The organism is Geodermatophilus sabuli, from assembly GCF_010686765.1.
In the GTDB taxonomy this organism is placed as follows: domain Bacteria; phylum Actinomycetota; class Actinomycetes; order Mycobacteriales; family Geodermatophilaceae; genus Geodermatophilus; species Geodermatophilus sabuli_A.
Map to the genome: position 1 here is coordinate 22,376 of NZ_JAAGWF010000032.1, position 16,422 is coordinate 38,797.

16 protein-coding genes are annotated in these 16,422 nt (G+C 75.4%); 5 read left to right on the forward strand and 11 right to left on the reverse strand.

The features are described from left to right. Positions 1-12: 12 nt before the first annotated feature. Together GCU56_RS22455 and GCU56_RS22460 are read right to left on the reverse strand one after the other, a co-directional pair. Complete coding sequence (locus tag GCU56_RS22455; protein ID WP_163484415.1) at positions 13-534, reverse strand: flavin reductase family protein; 522 nt, start codon at positions 532-534, stop codon at positions 13-15. Next, positions 531-1,478, reverse strand: coding sequence for a hydroxymethylglutaryl-CoA lyase (locus tag GCU56_RS22460; RefSeq protein ID WP_345772016.1), 948 nt, complete (start codon positions 1,476-1,478; stop codon positions 531-533). The genes GCU56_RS22455 and GCU56_RS22460 overlap by 4 nt, the downstream gene beginning before the upstream one ends. 148 nt (positions 1,479-1,626) lie before the next feature. On the opposite strand from GCU56_RS22460, the gene GCU56_RS22465 reads away from it, so the two are divergent. Next, positions 1,627-2,514 carry a diguanylate cyclase domain-containing protein gene (locus GCU56_RS22465; RefSeq protein WP_163484417.1) on the forward strand — a complete coding sequence of 296 codons (888 nt, stop codon included), beginning with the start codon at positions 1,627-1,629 and terminating at the stop codon, positions 2,512-2,514. 17 nt (positions 2,515-2,531) lie between these two features. Here GCU56_RS22465 and GCU56_RS23575 read toward each other — a convergent pair whose 3' ends face one another. Genes GCU56_RS23575 through GCU56_RS22480 form a run of 3 tightly spaced genes read right to left on the reverse strand, consistent with a single transcriptional unit; the run spans position 2,532 to position 6,155 of the window. Continuing rightward, positions 2,532-3,248, reverse strand: a complete 717-nt coding sequence (locus tag GCU56_RS23575; protein ID WP_204332672.1) for a hypothetical protein — start codon at positions 3,246-3,248, stop codon at positions 2,532-2,534. 4 nt (positions 3,249-3,252) lie between these two features. Then, entirely contained in the window at positions 3,253-5,496 is a 2,244-nt protein-coding gene (locus tag GCU56_RS22475; RefSeq protein WP_163484418.1) for an MMPL family transporter, read from the reverse strand. Between the two features lie 17 nt (positions 5,497-5,513). Beyond that, on the reverse strand, positions 5,514-6,155 hold the full coding sequence (locus tag GCU56_RS22480) for a TetR/AcrR family transcriptional regulator (RefSeq protein ID WP_345772017.1): 642 nt from the start codon (positions 6,153-6,155) through the stop codon (positions 5,514-5,516). A gap of 58 nt (positions 6,156-6,213) precedes the next feature. Between GCU56_RS22480 and GCU56_RS24915 the strand changes: the two genes are divergently transcribed. Beyond that, complete coding sequence (locus GCU56_RS24915; RefSeq protein WP_275586027.1) at positions 6,214-7,305, forward strand: methyl-accepting chemotaxis protein; 1,092 nt, start codon at positions 6,214-6,216, stop codon at positions 7,303-7,305. 1 nt (position 7,306) lies between these two features. On the opposite strand, the gene GCU56_RS22490 is transcribed toward GCU56_RS24915, so the two are convergent. The 4 genes from GCU56_RS22490 to GCU56_RS22505 all read right to left on the reverse strand — a co-directional run bounded on the left by GCU56_RS22490 (position 7,307) and on the right by GCU56_RS22505 (position 11,451). Then, positions 7,307-8,377, reverse strand: coding sequence for a M20/M25/M40 family metallo-hydrolase (locus GCU56_RS22490; RefSeq protein ID WP_163484421.1), 1,071 nt, complete (start codon positions 8,375-8,377; stop codon positions 7,307-7,309). A 1-nt stretch (position 8,378) separates the two neighbouring features. Continuing rightward, positions 8,379-10,028, reverse strand: a complete 1,650-nt coding sequence (gene pgm / locus GCU56_RS22495; RefSeq protein ID WP_163484422.1) for a phosphoglucomutase (alpha-D-glucose-1,6-bisphosphate-dependent) — start codon at positions 10,026-10,028, stop codon at positions 8,379-8,381. 44 nt (positions 10,029-10,072) lie between these two features. Continuing rightward, the gene (locus tag GCU56_RS22500) at positions 10,073-10,495 is read right to left on the reverse strand and encodes a DUF4190 domain-containing protein (RefSeq protein ID WP_163484423.1); all 423 of its coding nucleotides are present in this window, start codon (positions 10,493-10,495) and stop codon (positions 10,073-10,075) included. A gap of 113 nt (positions 10,496-10,608) precedes the next feature. Then, positions 10,609-11,451 (reverse strand): alpha/beta fold hydrolase, encoded by an 843-nt coding sequence (locus GCU56_RS22505; protein WP_163484424.1) that lies wholly within the window; start codon positions 11,449-11,451, stop codon positions 10,609-10,611. A 68-nt stretch (positions 11,452-11,519) separates the two neighbouring features. Between GCU56_RS22505 and GCU56_RS22510 the strand changes: the two genes are divergently transcribed. Beyond that, positions 11,520-13,247 (forward strand): helicase, encoded by a 1,728-nt coding sequence (locus GCU56_RS22510; protein ID WP_163484425.1) that lies wholly within the window; start codon positions 11,520-11,522, stop codon positions 13,245-13,247. Positions 13,248-13,253: 6 nt separating this feature from the next. On the opposite strand, the gene GCU56_RS22515 is transcribed toward GCU56_RS22510, so the two are convergent. Then, on the reverse strand, positions 13,254-13,682 hold the full coding sequence (locus tag GCU56_RS22515; RefSeq protein WP_163484426.1) for a DUF6220 domain-containing protein: 429 nt from the start codon (positions 13,680-13,682) through the stop codon (positions 13,254-13,256). Between the two features lie 146 nt (positions 13,683-13,828). On the opposite strand from GCU56_RS22515, the gene GCU56_RS22520 reads away from it, so the two are divergent. Beyond that, positions 13,829-15,196, forward strand: a complete 1,368-nt coding sequence (locus GCU56_RS22520) for a DNA polymerase IV (RefSeq protein ID WP_163484427.1) — start codon at positions 13,829-13,831, stop codon at positions 15,194-15,196. Here GCU56_RS22520 and GCU56_RS22525 read toward each other — a convergent pair. Next, on the reverse strand, positions 15,180-15,410 hold the full coding sequence (locus GCU56_RS22525) for a hypothetical protein (protein ID WP_163484428.1): 231 nt from the start codon (positions 15,408-15,410) through the stop codon (positions 15,180-15,182). The genes GCU56_RS22520 and GCU56_RS22525 overlap by 17 nt on opposite strands. A 226-nt stretch (positions 15,411-15,636) precedes the next feature. Between GCU56_RS22525 and GCU56_RS22530 the strand changes: the two genes are divergently transcribed. After that, complete coding sequence (locus GCU56_RS22530; RefSeq protein WP_163484429.1) at positions 15,637-16,242, forward strand: class I SAM-dependent methyltransferase; 606 nt, start codon at positions 15,637-15,639, stop codon at positions 16,240-16,242. Positions 16,243-16,422 lie beyond the last annotated feature (180 nt).

Here is a 16,422-nt window from a genome sequence, read left to right on the forward strand (position 1 = left end):
CGGCGTCCGGGCTCAGCCGTCGGCGGTCCCCAGCAGGCCGTACGCGCCCCGGTGGTAGAGCAGCGGGCGGCGCCGGGCGTCGGCGCCCAGGTCGAGCACGCGGGCGGCCACCAGGGTGTGGTCGCCCCCGTCGTACTCGGCCCACAGCTCGCAGTCGATCCAGGCCACCACGTCGTCGAGGACCGGCTGCCCGGTGCGGCTGGGCCGCCAGTGGACGCCGGCGAACTTGTCACCGCCGGACCGGGCGAAGGCACCCGACAGCCCGGTCTGGTCCTCGGCCAGCACGTTGACGCAGAACCGGCCGAACGCGCGCAGCAGCGGCCAGGTCTGCGAGGTGCGGGCCGGCGCGAACACCACCAGCGGTGGGTCCAGGGACAGCGAGCTGAACGACTGGCAGGTGAAGCCGATCGGCCCGGCGTCGGTCAGCGCGGTGACCACGGTGACGCCGGAGGCGAAGTGCCCCAGCACCTCGCGCATGACGAGGGGGTCCACGACCTCCACCGCGCCGTCCGGCCCTGCTCCCGGCTCGCTCATGAGGTCGACCCAACCACGGCGTCCCCGCGCGGGACCGAGCGCCCGCCGGCGCGGTACAGGGAACTGGGCAACTCGTGGCCCACGGCGTGCTCGGTGACCCGGGCGGCAGCCAGGACGGCGTCGAGGTCCAGACCGGTGCGCACGCCGGACTCCTCCAGCAGGTAGACCAGCTCCTCCGTGGCGATGTTGCCGCTCGCCCCGGGCGCGAACGGGCAGCCGCCGAGGCCGCCGACGGAGGAGTCCAGCTGGGTGACCCCGGCCTGGACGGCGGCCAGCGCGTTGGCCTGGCCGGTGCCCCGGGTGTCGTGGAAGTGGACGCCGACGGGGGTGCCGGGGCAGGCACGCCGGACGGCGTCGAGCAGCAGGACCACCCGCAGGGGGACCGTCGTCCCGATCGTGTCGCCCAGGCACAGCTGGTCGGCCCCGGCGGTGACCGCGGCGCGGGCGACGTCGACGGTGCGGCCGATGGGGGTCCGCCCGTCGAAGGGACAGTCCCACGCCGTCGCGATGACGACCTCCAGCGACCCGCCGGCACCGTGGGCGAGCCCGGCGATCTCCGGGACGGCGCCGAGGGCCTCCGCGGTGGAGCGGCCGGCGTTGGCCCGGCTGTGCCCGTCGGAGGCCGAGACGACGTACTCGAGGTCGGCCACGCCGGCGTCCACCGCCCGCACCGCGCCCCGGGGGTTGGCCACCAGGGCCGACCAGTGCACGTCGCCCCAGCGGGACAGCTCCGCGGCGACGGCGTCCGCGTCGGCGAGAGCGGGGACCGCCCTGGGCGAGACGAAGGACGTCGCCTCGATCCGCCGGACGCCGGTCGCCACCAACGCCTCCAGCATCTCGAGCTTGGCGTCGAGCGGCACCGGGGCCTCCAGCTGGAGACCGTCGCGCATGCCCACCTCGCGGATGTCCACGGCGGCCGGCAGCACCAGGTCGAACTCGTTCACGGTCGGTCCCCTCGTCCGGCGGCGGCGTCGGACCACCATCCTGCTCCGTTCCCACGTTCCACGTGGAACTGCCCGGGGCACCTAGCGCGTCGAGAACCTGCAGGAATGTCCGCGGGATGCCGCAGGATGTCCGGGACGGAGGTGGGACGTGACGAACACGGCGGGCACGCTGCCCCCGGCCGACCGCCGGAGCGCCTTCGCGAACGCCCCGATGGGCATCGTGCTGGCGACCCCGTCCGGGCGGCTCGTCGACGCGAACCCGGCCTTCGGGGCGATGCTCGGCCGGACACCCGACGAGCTCTACGGCTGCGCGGTGCTCGACCTCATCCACCCCGACGACTCGATGGCGACCGCCGAGGCCTACACCGACCTGGTCGAACGGCGGCGGACGATGCGGCACGAGACCCGGCTGGTCCGCAGCGACGGCAGCCTGGTGCCGGTGCAGGTCACCTCGTCGTGGGTGGACGCGACGCCGGAGGGCGACCCGCCGCACGTGGTGGCCATCGTCGAGGACATCACCGAGCGCAAGGCCCTGGAGGCCGCGCTCGTGCACCGCTCGCTGCACGACCCGCTGACCGGGCTGCCCAACCGGATCCTCTTCGGCGACCGGCTGCGGCACGCCCTGGAGCGCGGCCACCGGGAGCGGACCCCCACCTGCGTGCTCGGCATCGACCTCGACGGCTTCAAGGCGATCAACGACCACCACGGCCACCCGGTGGGCGACGAGGTGCTGGTCGCCTTCGCCGAGCGGCTCACCTCGGTGCTGCGGGCCAGCGACACCGCGGCCCGCGTCGGGGGCGACGAGTTCAGCATCGTGTGCGAGAACACCTCCCGGGCAGACGCGGAGGCGCTGGCCGAGCGGCTGCGGAACACCGTCACCGAGCCGCTCGAGGTGGACGGCGTGACGATCCCGTTGGGCATGAGCATCGGCCTGGGCACCGTCGCGGGGGGCACCGATCCCGAGCTGGCCTTCGAGCTGCTGGTCCGCGAGGCCGACGACGCGATGTACGCCGACAAGGCGACCCGCCGGCACTGACGTGGAGCGCTGCTGGCTCAGCGGCTCCCGGGGCCCGCGGCCGCCCAGCCCGTGGTGCGGGGGAGGCGGGCGAAGACCGCGGTGAGGACCGGGAGCACCGAGGCGAAGACCAGGAAGACGACCAGGCCGACCACGTCGTCGGACTGGTCGAAGGTCACCAGCCCCACGACGAGCGTCACCAGCAGCACACCGACGGCGGCCGCGGCCGAGCCGAACAGCAGGCCCGGCGGGCGGCGCTGCAGCAGCTGGGCCGCACCGGCGATCATCCCGGCCGCGCAGGGCAGGCCGAGCACGAGCAGCACGGTGGCGGCGTCGTCCTCACCGCCGGCGGTCACGGCGATCAGGAAGCCCAGCGAAGCGAGCGCGGTCAGCCCGCCGGTGACGAAGCCGAGCACGACCGCCGCGGTGGCCACCCCGGGCCGGGCCGGCCCCTCCGGCCAGGAGGCCGGGACCGACGGCCACCGCCAGCCCGGCGGGTCGCCGTACCCGGCCGGCGGGCCGTAGCCGGGTGGCGGCCCGTACCCGGGCGGCGCGCCGTAGCCGGGTGGCGGCCCGTACCCGGCCGGCGCGCCGTAGCCGGGTGGCGGCCCGTACCCGGGCGGGGGCCCGTACCCGGGCGGGCCGTATCCCGGTGGCGGTCCGTACCCGGGCGGCGGGCCGTACCCCGGCGGGACGCCGTACCCGGGCTGCCCCGGCGGAACGGCGTCCCACTCCTGCTGATCGTCGCCCTGCATGGGGTCAGTGTGCCGCCGGCTGCGGTTCCCGGTGTTCAGGCGCGGGTGCGGCGGGCGCGAGCCGGGCTCCCTCGACGTCGAGGTCGGGGAGCACGCGGTCCAGCCAGCGGGGCAGCCACCAGGCCGACCGGCCCAGCAGCGCGAGGACGGCGGGCACCAGCGTCATCCGGACGACGAAGGCGTCGAGCAGGATGCCGACGGCCAGGCCGAAGGCGATCGCCTTGACCACGACGTCCTCGATGGTGACGAAGCTGGCGAAGACCGAGAACATGATCAGCGCGGCGGCGACGACCACCCGGGAGGCGTGCCGCGCCCCGGCGAGCACCGCGGCCCGTGGTTCGGCGCCGTGCACGTACTCCTCCCGCATCCGGGAGACGAGGAAGACCTCGTAGTCCATGGCCAGCCCGAACAGCACGGCCATGAGGATGACCGGCATGAAGCTGATGATCGGCCCCGTCGTCGGGACCCCGAAGACGTCGGCCAGCCAGCCCCACTGGAACACCGCGACGACCGCGCCGAACGAGGCGGCCACCGACAGCAGGAAGCCGACGGCGGCCTTGACCGGCACCAGCACCGACCGGAAGACCAGCAGCAGCAGGAGCACCGCGAGACCGACGACGACCAGGGCGAAGGGGATGAGCGCGTCGTCCAGCCGGTCGGAGACGTCGATGGCCACGGCCGTCTGGCCGGTGACCGCGACGTCCGCAGCGGTCTGCTCCTCCAGCTCGGGGGCGAGGTCGCGCAGCGCGGCGACGAGGTCGCTGGTCGCCTGCTCCTGCGGACCGCTCTCCGGGACGACGGTGACCAGCGCGGCGGTGCCCTCGGGCAGCACGGACGGCGCGGCGTAGGCGACGTCGTCCAGCCCGCCCTCGAACTGGCCGGGCGTCGCGGTGGGCGTGCCCCCGATGGCCACGGCGACCTGGCCGGCGGCCTGCTGGGCGGTGGCGGGGTCCAGGCCGTCGACGAGCACCACGAGGGGGCCGTTGAGTCCCGGGCCGAACGTCTCGCTCACCAGGTCGTAGGCCTGCCGCTGCGGGCTGTCCTCGGCGGCCGCGCCGTTGTCGGGCAGGGCCAGCTGCAGCCCGGCGGCCGGGATGGCGAGCACGCCGAGGCCGATCACCGTGACCAGGACGGTGACCAGGGGGCGGCGGGTGACCAGGCCGGCCCAGCGCTCACCCATCGAGCGGCCCGCACCGCCGCCGGTGACCGTCGCGGCCTCCCGCCGGGCGGCCCGGGACCCCGGCTTGGGCGCCAGCCGGGTGCCGGCGAAACCCAGCAGGGCCGGCAGCAGGGTGAGCGCGACGACGACGGCCACGAGCACCGTGGCCGCGGCCGCCAGACCCATGACGGTGAGGAACGGGATGCCGACCACCGACAGCCCGGACAGCGCGATGACCACGGTGAGGCCGGCGAAGACCACCGCCGACCCGGCGGTGCCGGTGGCCCGTGCCGCGGACTCCTCCGGGTCCATGCCGGCAGCCAGCTGGGATCGGTGCCGGGACAGGATGAACAGCGCGTAGTCGATGCCCACGGCCAGCCCGATCATCAGCGCGAGCGTCGGCGCGGTGGACGAGAGGGAGATCAGGCCGGAGATCCCGAGCAGGCCACCGAGGCCGACGCCGATGCCGACGATCGCGGTCAGCAGGTTCATCCCGGCGGCCAGCAGCGAGCCGAAGGTGAGCACGAGGACCAGGACGGCCACCGCCACCCCGACGAACTCGGTGGGCCCGATGGCGACGCCGGTGGTGCCGAAGACGTTGCCGCCGACGGCGACCTCCATCCCGGCGTCCTCGGCGGCCTGGGTCGCCTCCTGCAGCGCGTCGAGGCTGCCCTCGTCCAGGCCCTCCCGCTGCACCGTGTACTGCACGCTGGCCAGCGCCGCGCGACCGTCGGGGGTCAGCGCCTGGCTGGTGAACGGGTCGGCGACGACGGCGACCTGCGGCGCCTGCGCGGCCGCGGCGACGACCTCGCCGATCGCGGCGGCGTACCGCGGCTCGGCGACGGTCGCCCCCTCGGGGGCGACGAAGACGATCTGCGCGCCGGCCCCGGCCGCCGCCGGCTGGAGTTCACCCAACCGGTCCAGCGCGGCCTGGGACTCCGAGCCGGGGATGGTGAACCGGTCGTCGAACTGCCCGCCAACGGTGACCAGGACGGCGACGACGGCGGCCAGCACGAGCACCCACAGCGCGGCCACGAGCCGGCGGGAGCGGTAGGCGGCCCGGCCGAGGCGGGCGAGCAGGGAACTCATGGGTGAGGACTCCAGGGTCAGTCGGATACGGCCGCGCGCAGCAGGAGCAGCAGCGCGGTGTGCTCGAGGCCGGGGGAGGGGGCGCCGGCGGGGGACGAGCCGGCGTCGGAGCCGGCGGTGTCGGTGGCCTGCGCCACGACGACGCCGTCGTGCAGGGCGAGCAGGATGCGGGCCAGCTGCCCGGCCGGGACGGTGAGGCGCAGACCCACCCGGGCCGTGGCGCTCTCGATGAGGTCGGTGAGCCGGTCGTGCAGCGCCGCGGTGTGCTCCCGGAGGGCGGCGGCCGCCTCGGGGCGCCGGGCGGCGTGCAGGGCGTACTCGGTGTGCACCAGGACCCAGGCGCGGTCGGCGCGGAAGGTGGCCAGGCAGCGCTCGACAGCGGCGGCGACCGGGTCCCGCTCGGTCTCGATGCCGGCCAGCTGCTGCTCGACCCGGGCCAGCTCCCGGCCGGTCTCCCGGGCGTAGAGGGTGGCGAAGAGCTCGTCCTTGGTGCGGAAGCTGGAGTAGAACGCGCCTCGGGTGAACCCGCCGCGGCGGCAGATGTCCTCCACGCTGGCCGCGGCGAAGCCCACCTCGGCGAAGGTCTCCAGGGCGGCGTCGAGCAGCAGCTCCACGGTGACGGCCCGGCGGCGCTTGGGCCGCTCCAGGTCGACGGTCACGATGCACGACTGTATCGGATACAGCAGTGCATCGAAGGTGATGCGGATGTTCACGCCGATGTCACACGCTGCGCTCAACGGGCGTCCCCTGCCCGCCGACAACCCCCTCGTGCCGGAGAGAGTGGTGGCCCTGGCCGAGCGGGTGGAGGCGCAATCGTCGTCCCGCCTCCGCGACCTGGACACGATCGCGCGGATGACGCGGATGCTCGCGCTCAACGCGCTCGTGGAGGCCGCCCGGGCGGGGGAGGCCGGGCGCGGGTTCGCCGTCGTCGCCTCCGAGGTCAAGGACATCGCCGAGCGGGCCGCGGGGATCTCCGAGCAGCTGTCCGCGGAGCTCGGCCCGACCGTCGCCGAGCTGCACGAGCTGGGCACCCGGCTGGTGTCGCAGGTCCGCGGGCAGCGGCTCGCCGACCTCGCCCTCAACGCCGTCGAGCTGATCGACCGCAACCTGTACGAGCGCACCTGCGACGTCCGGTGGTGGGCCACCGACGCCGCCGTGGTCGCCGCGGCGGACGAGTCGCACCCCGGAGGGCCGGCGGCCGCGGAGGCGATCCGCCGGCTGGCGGTGATCCTGCGGAACTACACCGTCTACCTGGACCTGTGGATCACCGACCGCTCCGGCCGGGTGCTGGCCAACGCCGCCCCCGGGCGGTATCCGCGGGTGGTGGGCAGCGACGCGAGCGGCAGCAGCTGGTTCCGCGACGCGATGGCCACCGCAGACGGGGACAGCTACGTCGTCGAGGACGTCACCGTCTCGGCCGCGCTGGACGCGACCGTGGCCACCTACGCGACGGCGGTGCGCCGCGGCGGGGAGACCACCGGTGAGGTGATCGGCACCCTCGGCGTCTTCTTCGACTGGGAACCGCAGACCCGCGCCGTCCTCGACGGTCTCCGGCTGGCCCCCGACGAGCGCGCGACCACGCGCGCGCTGCTGCTGGACGCGACCGGCCGCGTGATCGCGGCCTCCGACGGCGCCGGCGTCCTCACCGAGCGGCTGGAGCTGCGCACCGGTGGCGCGGGGAGCGGCAGCTACGACGACGGTGCCGGCACGGTCGGCTTCGCCCGCACCCCCGGCTACGAGACCTACGAGGGCCTCGGCTGGTACGGCGCGCTGTGCCAGAGGTCGCCCGCCGGACGGCACCCGGCCTGAGCTAGGGCCAGCGGGCGACGACGTCGGTGAACGCGACGGCGGCCTGCTCGAGCTCGGCGAGCTCCACGTACTCGTCGACGGCGTGCATGACCGCCGGCGTCCCGGGCCCCCACACCACGATCGGCGCACCACCGACCACCTGGCCGAGCACCGAGGCGTCGGTGAAGTAGGTCGCCGGCGCCGGGAGCACGGGCGCGGGCAGCCCGGCGACCCACGGGTCGTCGGCGGGGGTCCCCACGGGGGGCAGGTCGACGCGCACCTCGACGTCGGCCACCTCGGGCTGGCCCCGCCACCACGCCAGCAGGTCGCCGCCCTCCCCGACCGTGCGCATGTCGACGAGCACCTCCGCCCGGTCGGGCACCACGTTGGGCACCGTGCCGCCGGCGACGACGCCGGGGTTCCACGTCTCGGTGCCGAGGAACGGGTCGCTGCGCAGCGGCAGGGAGCCGCCGGCGCGCGCCAGCAGTGCGACGAGGTCGAGGACGGCGTTGTGCCCGCGCTCGGGGGTGCTGCCGTGCGCCGCCCGCCCCGCCGTCCGGACGGCGAGCCACAGGGCGCCCTTGTGACCGAGGACGACCTGGTTGCCGGTCGCCTCCGGGACGACGACCGCGCCGATCGACTGCCCGGCGACGGCGTCGGCGGCCGCCTGCGCCCCCTTCGAGCCGATCTCCTCGTCGCTGGTGAGCAGCAGCGCCACCGGCGTCTCCGGGTCGGCGGCGGCCAGCGCGGCGACCGCGGCGACCAGGCCGGCCTTCATGTCGCTGCCCCCGCGGCCCCACACCCGGCCGCCGTCGAGCTCGGCGCCGAACGGGTCGTGGGTCCAGGCGCGGGGGTCGGGCACCGGGACGGTGTCGACGTGACAGGCGAGCAGCAGCTGCGGCCGGCCGGGATCGGTCGGCGTCCGCAGCAGCGTCCAGGGGTGGTCGGGGTCACGGCCCTCGGTGACCTGCAGGTGCGGCGCCCGCCCGCGGAGCAGCTCGGTGACCGTGCCGAGCGCGTCGCGCTGCGGCCCGGGGTCCCCCGAGACCGTGCCGCGGCCGACCAGCTCCCGCAGCAGCTCGACGACGTCCACGTCATCCGCCCAGCGCGGCGGTGACGACGGCCCTGGCCTCGTCCTGCACCCGGGCCAGGTGGTCGGGTCCGAGGAAGGACTCCCCGTACACCTTGTAGACGTCCTCGGTGCCGGAGGGCCGGGCGGCGAACCAGGCGTTCTCGGTGGTCACCTTGAGCCCGCCGATGGCGGCGTCGTTGCCGGCCGCGCGGGTCAGCTTGGCGGTGATGGGCTCACCGGCCAGCTCCGTCGCGGTCACCGCCTCCGGCGCGAGCTTCCCGAGCGCGGCCTTCTGCTCGCGGGTGGCCGGGGCGTCGATCCGCGCGTAGGCCGACTCGCCGTACCGGGCGGTCAGCTCGGCGTGCAGCTGGGACGGCGACCGGTCGGTCACCGCCTGGATCTCGCTGGCCAGCAGCGCGAGCAGGATGCCGTCCTTGTCGGTCGTCCAGACGCCGCCGTCCCGGCGCAGGAACGAGGCGCCGGCCGACTCCTCGCCGCCGAAGCCGACCGACCCGTCGAGCAGCCCCGGCACGAACCACTTGAAGCCGACCGGCACCTCGACCAGCCGCCGGCCCAGGCCCGCGACCACCCGGTCGATCAGCGAGGAGGACACCAGCGTCTTGCCGACGGCGGTCTGCGGCCCCCACTCGGGCCGGTGCGAGAAGAGGTAGGAGATCGCGACGGCGAGGAAGTGGTTGGGGTTCATCAGGCCGCCGTCGGGGGTGACGATGCCGTGCCGGTCGGCGTCGGCGTCGTTGCCGGTGGCGATCGTGAAGTCCGCGCGCTTGCCGATCAGCGAGGCCATGGCGCTGGGCGAGGAGCAGTCCATCCGGATCTTGCCGTCCCAGTCCAGCGTCATGAACCGCCACGTGGGGTCCACCAGCGGGTTGACGACGGTGAGGTCCAGGCGGTGTCGCTCGGCGATCGCGCCCCAGTAGTCGACGCTGGCGCCGCCGAGGGGGTCCGCCCCGATCCGCACCCCGGCCGCCCGGACGGCGTCGAGGTCGAGCACGCTCGGCAGGTCGTCGACGTAGTCGCCGAGGAAGTCGTGCGCCTGGGCGGCGGCGCGGGCCCGGGCGAACGGGACGCGCCGGACGCCGTCCAGCCCGGCCCGCAGCAGCTCGTTGGCCCGGTCGGCGATGACCCTGGTGGCGTCGGTGTCCGCCGGGCCGCCGGAGGGCGGGTTGTACTTGAAGCCGCCGTCGCGCGGCGGGTTGTGCGACGGGGTGACGACGATCCCGTCGGCCAGGCCGGAGGTGCCCGGGCGGACGGCCTTGCCGCGGTTGGCCCGCAGGATCGCGTGGCTCACCGCGGGCGTGGGCGTGTACCCGTCCGCGGCATCGACCAGCACGGTCACGTCGTTGGCGGCCAGCACCTCGAGCGCGCTGGCCCAGGCCGGCTCGGACAGGGCGTGGGTGTCCCGGCCGACGAACAGCGGCCCGTCGTACCCCTGCGCCGCCCGGTACTCGCAGATCGCCTGCGTGGTGGCGAGGATGTGCGCCTCGTTGAACGCGGCGTCGAACGCCGACCCGCGGTGGCCGCTGGTACCGAAGGCGACCTGCTGGGCGGGGTCGGCCGGATCGGGGTCGAGCGTGTAGTAGGCGGTCACCAGCGAGGCGACGTCCACCAGGTCGCTGGCGGCGGCGGGCTGTCCGGCACGCGGGTCGGTCATGGACCGATCCTGGCGCGACCGGCCGCCCCGCCGCGAGCCGAGCCCTAGGCGCTCGAGGCGATCCCCGCGACCAGCACCAGCGCGAAGACGCCCACGCCCACCCAGCCCAGCACGATCCCGGCAGTGGCCATGCCGCCGCCGGCGTCCCCCCGCTCGCGGATCTGGTTCTTCGCGACGTAGCCGAAGACCAGCGCCAGGATGCTCCCGATCCAGTAGAGCCAGAGGATGCCGAGCACCATCGAGGCGATGGCGAGCCCGTTGGTGCGCTGCGGCGGCGGGTACGGGTACCCGTACGGCGGGCCGTACGGGTACCCGTACGGCCCTGGGAAGACGGCGCCCGGTGGAGGTGGTGGCTGGGGCGCCCAGTGGTGCCCGGCCGGCCCGGCCGCTGCGGCTGGCGGGCCGCCCTGCGGGTCCCACACCGGCCCGTCGACCCCGTCGTGCCGTCCGCCGTGTCCCTGCGTCATCCGCGCGTCCCCCGTCGTGTCCGTCCGTCCGCGGCGCCGGCGCGCGTTCCCGCTGCGTCACCCACCACCCACCGCCATCCTCATCGACCGGGCCGGGCAGCTGCGGGAGGGGGTCACCCCTCGACGTGGTCGAGGAACCGGCGCAGCACCTCCGAGAAGACGCGTGGCTGCTCGGAGTGCACCCAGTGGCCGGCGTTCTTCACCCGCACCAGCCGGGTGGCCGGGCACAGCTGCTCCATGCGCCGGCGGTCCTCCGGCAGCACGTAGGTGGAGTCGGCACCGGCGATCCACAGCACCGGCCCGTCGAAGGTCGCGCCCGGAGGCGGCTCCGGGAACCCGCGCAGCGCGGCCAGGTCGCGCTCGAGCAGCTCGAGGTTCAGCCGCCAGCGCCAGCCCCCGCCGCCCTCCTCGCGGACCAGGCTCTGCAGCAGGAACGAGCGCACCATCCGGCTCGGGACGGCGGACCGCAGTGCGGCGTCGGCGTCGTCCCGGCTGGTCAGCGCCTCGAGGTCCAGCCCCCGCATGGCCGCGATGAACGCGGCGAACGGCGCGGCCTCCTCGTCCGGGTCGTCGGTGCGGCTGCCGGACACGGGGTACTCCGTGGGGGCGATGTCCACCACGACCAGCGCGCGCAGCAGGCCAGGGTGCCGCAGCGCGACCTGCATCGCCACCTTGCCGCCCATCGAGTGCCCCACCAGGGTCACCGGCTCGCCGAAGGAGCCCAGTTCCGCCGCGACCGTCTCGGTCATGTCCAGGTAGTCGACCCGGTCGGTCCACGGTGAGTGCCCGTGGTTGGGCAGGTCGAGCAGGGTGACCCGGTGGTCGCCGGCCAGGCCCTTGGCGATCGTCGTCCAGTTGCGGCCCTGCCCGAACAGCCCGTGCACGAAGACCACCCGCGGACCGGCCTCGCCCAGGGTGCGCGAGTGCAGCCGTTGGTCCTCGGAGTTCGCCGCCACCCGGCGATTCCACCAGATCCGGTCGCTGGTCCCACCTACCGTCGCGTGCGACCGAGGGGAGCACACCCATGCCCGGACGGCGCCGCCGGCCGACCACCCGAGCGACGAGCACGAACCGCACCGCGACGACCTCCCGTCCCCGGCCCACCCCGCGCCGCGCCGCCACGGCGGCACCGGAGCGGCCCGTCGCCGGACCGGGGGAGCGGGTGTGGGTGCTCGCCGTCCCCTTCCGCGCCCCCGCCCCGGGGGCCGTCTGGCACGCGGACCTGCAGGCGCACGTGTGGGTCGGCGCCGAGCTGCCGCCCGAGCTGGCCCCCTACGACCCGCCGCCGTACACCTTCGAGCGCTTCCTCGAGGACGAGCTCAACGAGAAGCCGCGCCCGATCCCCCTGGCCCGGCCGCTCACGCCGCGGGACCTCCAGTGCGACGGCGCGGAGGTGGTCGCGGCCTCCGCGGCGGCCGGCCACCGGGTGTTCCTGCTCGGCGACGACCCCGGCGTCGGCAAGACGGGGACCGCCGTCCTCGCGGTCAAGGCGATCGCCGAGCAGCGCGACGTCTCGACCGTCCTGGTGGTGGCCGACCGCCCGGCGGCCATCACGATCCCGCACTGGACCCGCTCGATCGCCGGCTTCGGCGACGGCGGCATCCGCTGGTGCGTCACCACCTGGGACCGGCTGGCCAAGGTCGCCCGCCTGCGGTTCGACGTCGTGATCGCCGACGAGGCGCACATGGTCCGGCACACGACCACGGAGCGGTGGAAGCACTGGAAGGCCGTCTCCGGCGGCGGCCGCGCGAAGGACGCGCCGTTCGTCATCGCCGCGACCGCGACCCCGGCGCACACCCCGCTGGAGCTGCCCTACCTGGCGCCGCAGTTCGCCGCTCGGCACGGGGAGCCACTCCGCTCCTGGGCCGACCTGCCCGGCCGGCTGGCCGCGCACGGGTTCCACGTGGAACGTGGCCGGTACGGCTGGGCCTGGACCGAGGACGCCGACGAGCGCCGCGCCGACCTCGCTCGGCTGCAGGGCTGGCTGGCCGACGGCGACCCGCCGGCCACGCTGCACCGCCCAGCGCCGTGGGGGCCGGTGTCGGTGACCGGGACGCCGGTGGCCCTGACGCCCGCCGAACGGGCTGCGTACGAGTCGGAGTGGTCGGAGTTCCGGGCCGAGATGCAGCTGGCGCGGCGGGCCCGGCAGTCCGCTCGAGGCCGGGCGGCGCTGCTGCGGTTCCGGCAGAAGGCGGGGCTCATCCGCGTCCAGGCCACCGTCGACTGGGTGAAGGCACAGGTGGAGGCCGAGCGCCAGGTCGCGGTGTCGGTCGAGTTCGTGGAGACGGCGGCCGATCCGATCCGGGAGGCGCTGATGGACTCGGGCATCGCCGTGTCGGCCGTCTACGGCCGGGACCGCTTCGACGTCGAGGCCGAGCGGCTGCGCTTCCAGACCGGCGCGTCGCCGGTGTGCGTGTTCACCGTGACCGCCTCGATCAGCCTGCACGCGGGCGAACTGCTGCCCTCGGGCGTCCCCGGCTCCACCGCGCCGCGGGTGGGCCTGTTCCACCAGCCACGGTTCTCCGGCATCCAGGCCCGGCAGGTCACCGGCCGCACCCACCGGGACGGGCAGGTCTCGCCGTGGCGGGTGGCGTTCGCCGAGGACACGGTGGAGGAGCAGGTGGCGCGCGTGATGGTGGCGCGGCTGGCGGTCAGCGGCTCCACCGCCGGGGCGGACACCACCTCGCTGCGGGAGATCGCCGAACTGCTCGACGCCGACTGGCTGCCGCCGGCCGCGCTGACCGAGGGCTGAGCCGGCCTAGGGCTGCGGGGTGCTGCGGAGCCGACGGATCGCCGTGCCGTGCAGGAAGCCGGTGATGCCCAGGATGACCAGCCCGTCGAGGGCGTGCAGGCCGCCCCAGAACGCGCCCTCGTCGGCCAGGCCCCGGAACACGCTCTGGACGAGGCCCACGAGCAGGAGGAGCACCGCCGCCAGGACGACGTCCCGGGTGCCCACGTGCGCCACCAGGGCCAGGACCAGCACGACGAAGGCCAGTGCGGAGACGACGATGCTGTTGACCACGTGGGCGTCGAAGCCGCCGCCGAACACCCCGAGCCCGGCCAGGAAGAACTGGACGGCGATGTCCACCAGCAGCGCCGCCAGGACCCATCGGTAGGCGACCAGCGCGCCGTGCCGGACCCCGCCGTGTGCGGTGTGCCGCGTGGTGGATGCCTCAGGGACGGTCATGAGCGGACTCCCTCCGGATCGGCGCCGTCGATCCGGGGCAGGATCTCGACCCCGGCGTCCGGTCGTCCAGTGGTGTGGCCACGGGCGCCCTGGGCATCGGGACGCGCGACGACGGGTCGGCGCGGCGACTGCGAGGAGGTGCGGGCGTGCGGCGGGAAGCGAGCATCCTGCACCTGGACCTCGACGCCTTCTTCGCCGCTGTCGAGCAGCGCGACAAGCCGTCGCTGCGCGGACGGCCGGTGGTCGTCGGCGGGGTGGGCGGCCGCGGGGTGGTGGCGACGGCGTCCTACGAGGCCCGGGCCTACGGCGCGCGCTCGGCGATGTCCACGGCCGAGGCCCGGCGTCGCTGTCCGGCCGGGACGGCGTTCCTCGGCGGCCGGTTCAGCGCCTACCGGCGCACGTCCGACGTCGTCATGGGCCTGCTCCGCGAGCTGTCCCCGCTGGTGGAGCCGGCGTCTCTCGACGAGGCCTACGTCGACCTCGCCGTCTCCGCCCCCGACCACCCAGGACACGACCTGTCGGTCGAGGGGGTGACCGCGATCGGGCACCGGCTGAAGGAGGCCATCGCCGAGGCGACCGGCGGCGTGACCGGCTCCGTCGGCATCGGGTCGTCGAAGCTCATGGCGAAGATCGGTTCGGACCTCGACAAGCCCGACGGGCTGGTCGTCGTCCCCCCGGGCGGCGAGCTGGCGGTGCTGCACCCGCTGCCGGTGACCCGGCTGGGCGGGGTGGGACCGGCCACCGCGGAGCGGCTGCACCAGATCGGCGTCCGGACCGTCGGCGACCTCGCGGCTCGGTCGCTGTCCGACCTGGTGTCCCTGGCCGGGCGGGCACACGGCTCGGGGCTGTACGCGCTGGCCCGCGCCGAGGACGACCGGCCGGTGGTCGCCGACCGCGAGGCCAAGTCGGTCTCGCAGGAGGAGACGTTCGAGCGCGACCTCACCGACGTCGGCGTCCTGAACCGTGAGATCGACGCGATGGCCGGGCGGGTGGCGGCCCGGCTGCGCGACTCGGCGCTGTCGGGGCGGACGGTGACGCTGAAGCTGCGCCGCTACGACTTCACCACGCTCACCCGGTCGCAGACGCTGGCCCAGCCGACCGACGACGCGCGGGCCATCTCGGACATCGCCCGGCGGCTGCTCACCGCCGCCGGCACCCAGGGTGGCCTGCGCCTGCTCGGCGTCGGCGTCTCCGGGCTGTCTCCCTACGCGCAGGGCGACCTGTTCGCCGAGGACGACGCCCCCCAGCTCGACGACGTCCCCGCCGCGGACGGGAGTCCGGCGCCCGAGGAGCCCGTGGAGCCGGTGACCGCGGAGGCCCGGTGGTGGCCGGGCCAGGACGTCCGCCACGACGACCTGGGTGCGGGCTGGGTGTGGGGCCGGGGCCTGGGCCGGGTGACGGTGCGATTCGAGGGCCCGCTAACCCAGCCGGGACCGGTGCGCACCCTGCGCTCCGACGACCCCGCGCTGCACCCGGCGGAGCCGCCCGACTGGCGGGTCAGCGAGCCGGCGTGATCCAGCCGAGCACCGTGAGGCGGTCGTCCAGCCGGACGACCACCCGGTCGCCGTCGCCGGTCACGAGGTGGGCGGTGTAGCGGCCGGGCTCGGCCACCTCCACCCGGACCGCGGAGGTGCCCGGGTGCTCGGCGACCGCTGCCGTGGCCACCCGGACGGCGAGGTCGGTGGTCAGCCCCGGGTCGGGTGGTGGCGTCGCCGGAGGGATCCCCATCCGTCGCCGGATCCTGCGCTCGGCCGTGCTGAGCCCCATGTCGTCTCCCGTCCGGCGGCCCCCTGTGGATCGCCTGACCCCACCCTGCGCCGGGGGTCTGACAGTTCTCTGTGTCCGAGGTGCCGGTGCTCTGTGTCCGAGGTGCCGGTGCTCTGTGGCCGAGGTGCCGGTGCGGTGGCGATCCGGCGGATCCGAGATCATGGACCGACCGAGGGGCGGAGGGTGCATGACCGAGCAGAGCGCGTGGGTGCGGATGACCCGGGAGGACCCTGGTCACTCGACGGCCTACGTCCAGCGGTTCCGGACGATGGCGGAGCAGGGCGTCGACCTGGCCGGCGAGGCGCGTCTCGTGGACGCGATGCTGCCGCGGGGCTCGCGGGTGCTGGACGCCGGCTGTGGCCCGGGCCGGGTGGGCGGTTGGCTGGCCGGCGTCGGACACGAGGTCGTCGGGGTGGACGTCGACCCGGTGCTCATCGCGGCGGCGGAGGACGACCACCCGGGACCGCGGTGGCTCGTGGGTGACCTCGCCGAACTCGACCTCCCGGCACTCGGCCTGCCGGATCCGTTCGACGCGATCGTGTGCGCGGGCAACGTGATGACGTTCCTGGCTCCCTCGACCCGCCGCACGGTGCTCGGCCGGCTGCGGCGGCACGTGGCGGCCGACGGCCGGGCGGCGATCGGCTTCGGGGCCGGCCGCGGTTACGCGTTCGACGAGTTCCTCGACGACGCCCGTGCCGCCGGGTGGACGCCGGACCTCCTCCTGGCCACCTGGGACCTGCGCCCCTTCACCCCGGAGTCGGACTTCCTCGTCGCCGTCCTGCGCCCCGCCTGAGCGCTTGCCGCCGCTGCGGTCGGGGTGGTCCCGCCCCGTCGTCTCGCCGGCCGGGTCCGGCGTCCTGGCTGCTCAGCGGCCTGGAACTGTCGTACCCGGTGTCTAGGTTCGGGGTGTGTTCATCGGTGGCGGGTTCGGGCTGGGCCTGACGGTGGCCGAGGTCGACCTTCCGGCGGTGCC

Excerpts from the sequence above, each read along its gene's own strand:
- GCU56_RS22455 (WP_163484415.1), bottom strand. The coding sequence starts at position 534 with ATGAGCGAGCCGGGAGCAGGGCCGGACGGCGCGGTGGAGGTCGTGGAC.
- GCU56_RS23575 (WP_204332672.1), bottom strand. The coding sequence starts at position 3,248 with ATGCAGGGCGACGATCAGCAGGAGTGGGACGCCGTTCCGCCGGGGCAG.
- GCU56_RS22475 (WP_163484418.1), bottom strand. The coding sequence starts at position 5,496 with ATGAGTTCCCTGCTCGCCCGCCTCGGCCGGGCCGCCTACCGCTCCCGC.
- GCU56_RS24915 (WP_275586027.1), top strand. The coding sequence starts at position 6,214 with ATGTCACACGCTGCGCTCAACGGGCGTCCCCTGCCCGCCGACAACCCC.
- pgm (WP_163484422.1), bottom strand. The coding sequence starts at position 10,028 with ATGACCGACCCGCGTGCCGGACAGCCCGCCGCCGCCAGCGACCTGGTG.
- GCU56_RS22500 (WP_163484423.1), bottom strand. The coding sequence starts at position 10,495 with ATGACGCAGGGACACGGCGGACGGCACGACGGGGTCGACGGGCCGGTG.
- GCU56_RS22510 (WP_163484425.1), top strand. The coding sequence starts at position 11,520 with ATGCCCGGACGGCGCCGCCGGCCGACCACCCGAGCGACGAGCACGAAC.
- GCU56_RS22515 (WP_163484426.1), bottom strand. The coding sequence starts at position 13,682 with ATGACCGTCCCTGAGGCATCCACCACGCGGCACACCGCACACGGCGGG.
- GCU56_RS22525 (WP_163484428.1), bottom strand. The coding sequence starts at position 15,410 with ATGGGGATCCCTCCGGCGACGCCACCACCCGACCCGGGGCTGACCACC.
- GCU56_RS22530 (WP_163484429.1), top strand. The coding sequence starts at position 15,637 with ATGACCGAGCAGAGCGCGTGGGTGCGGATGACCCGGGAGGACCCTGGT.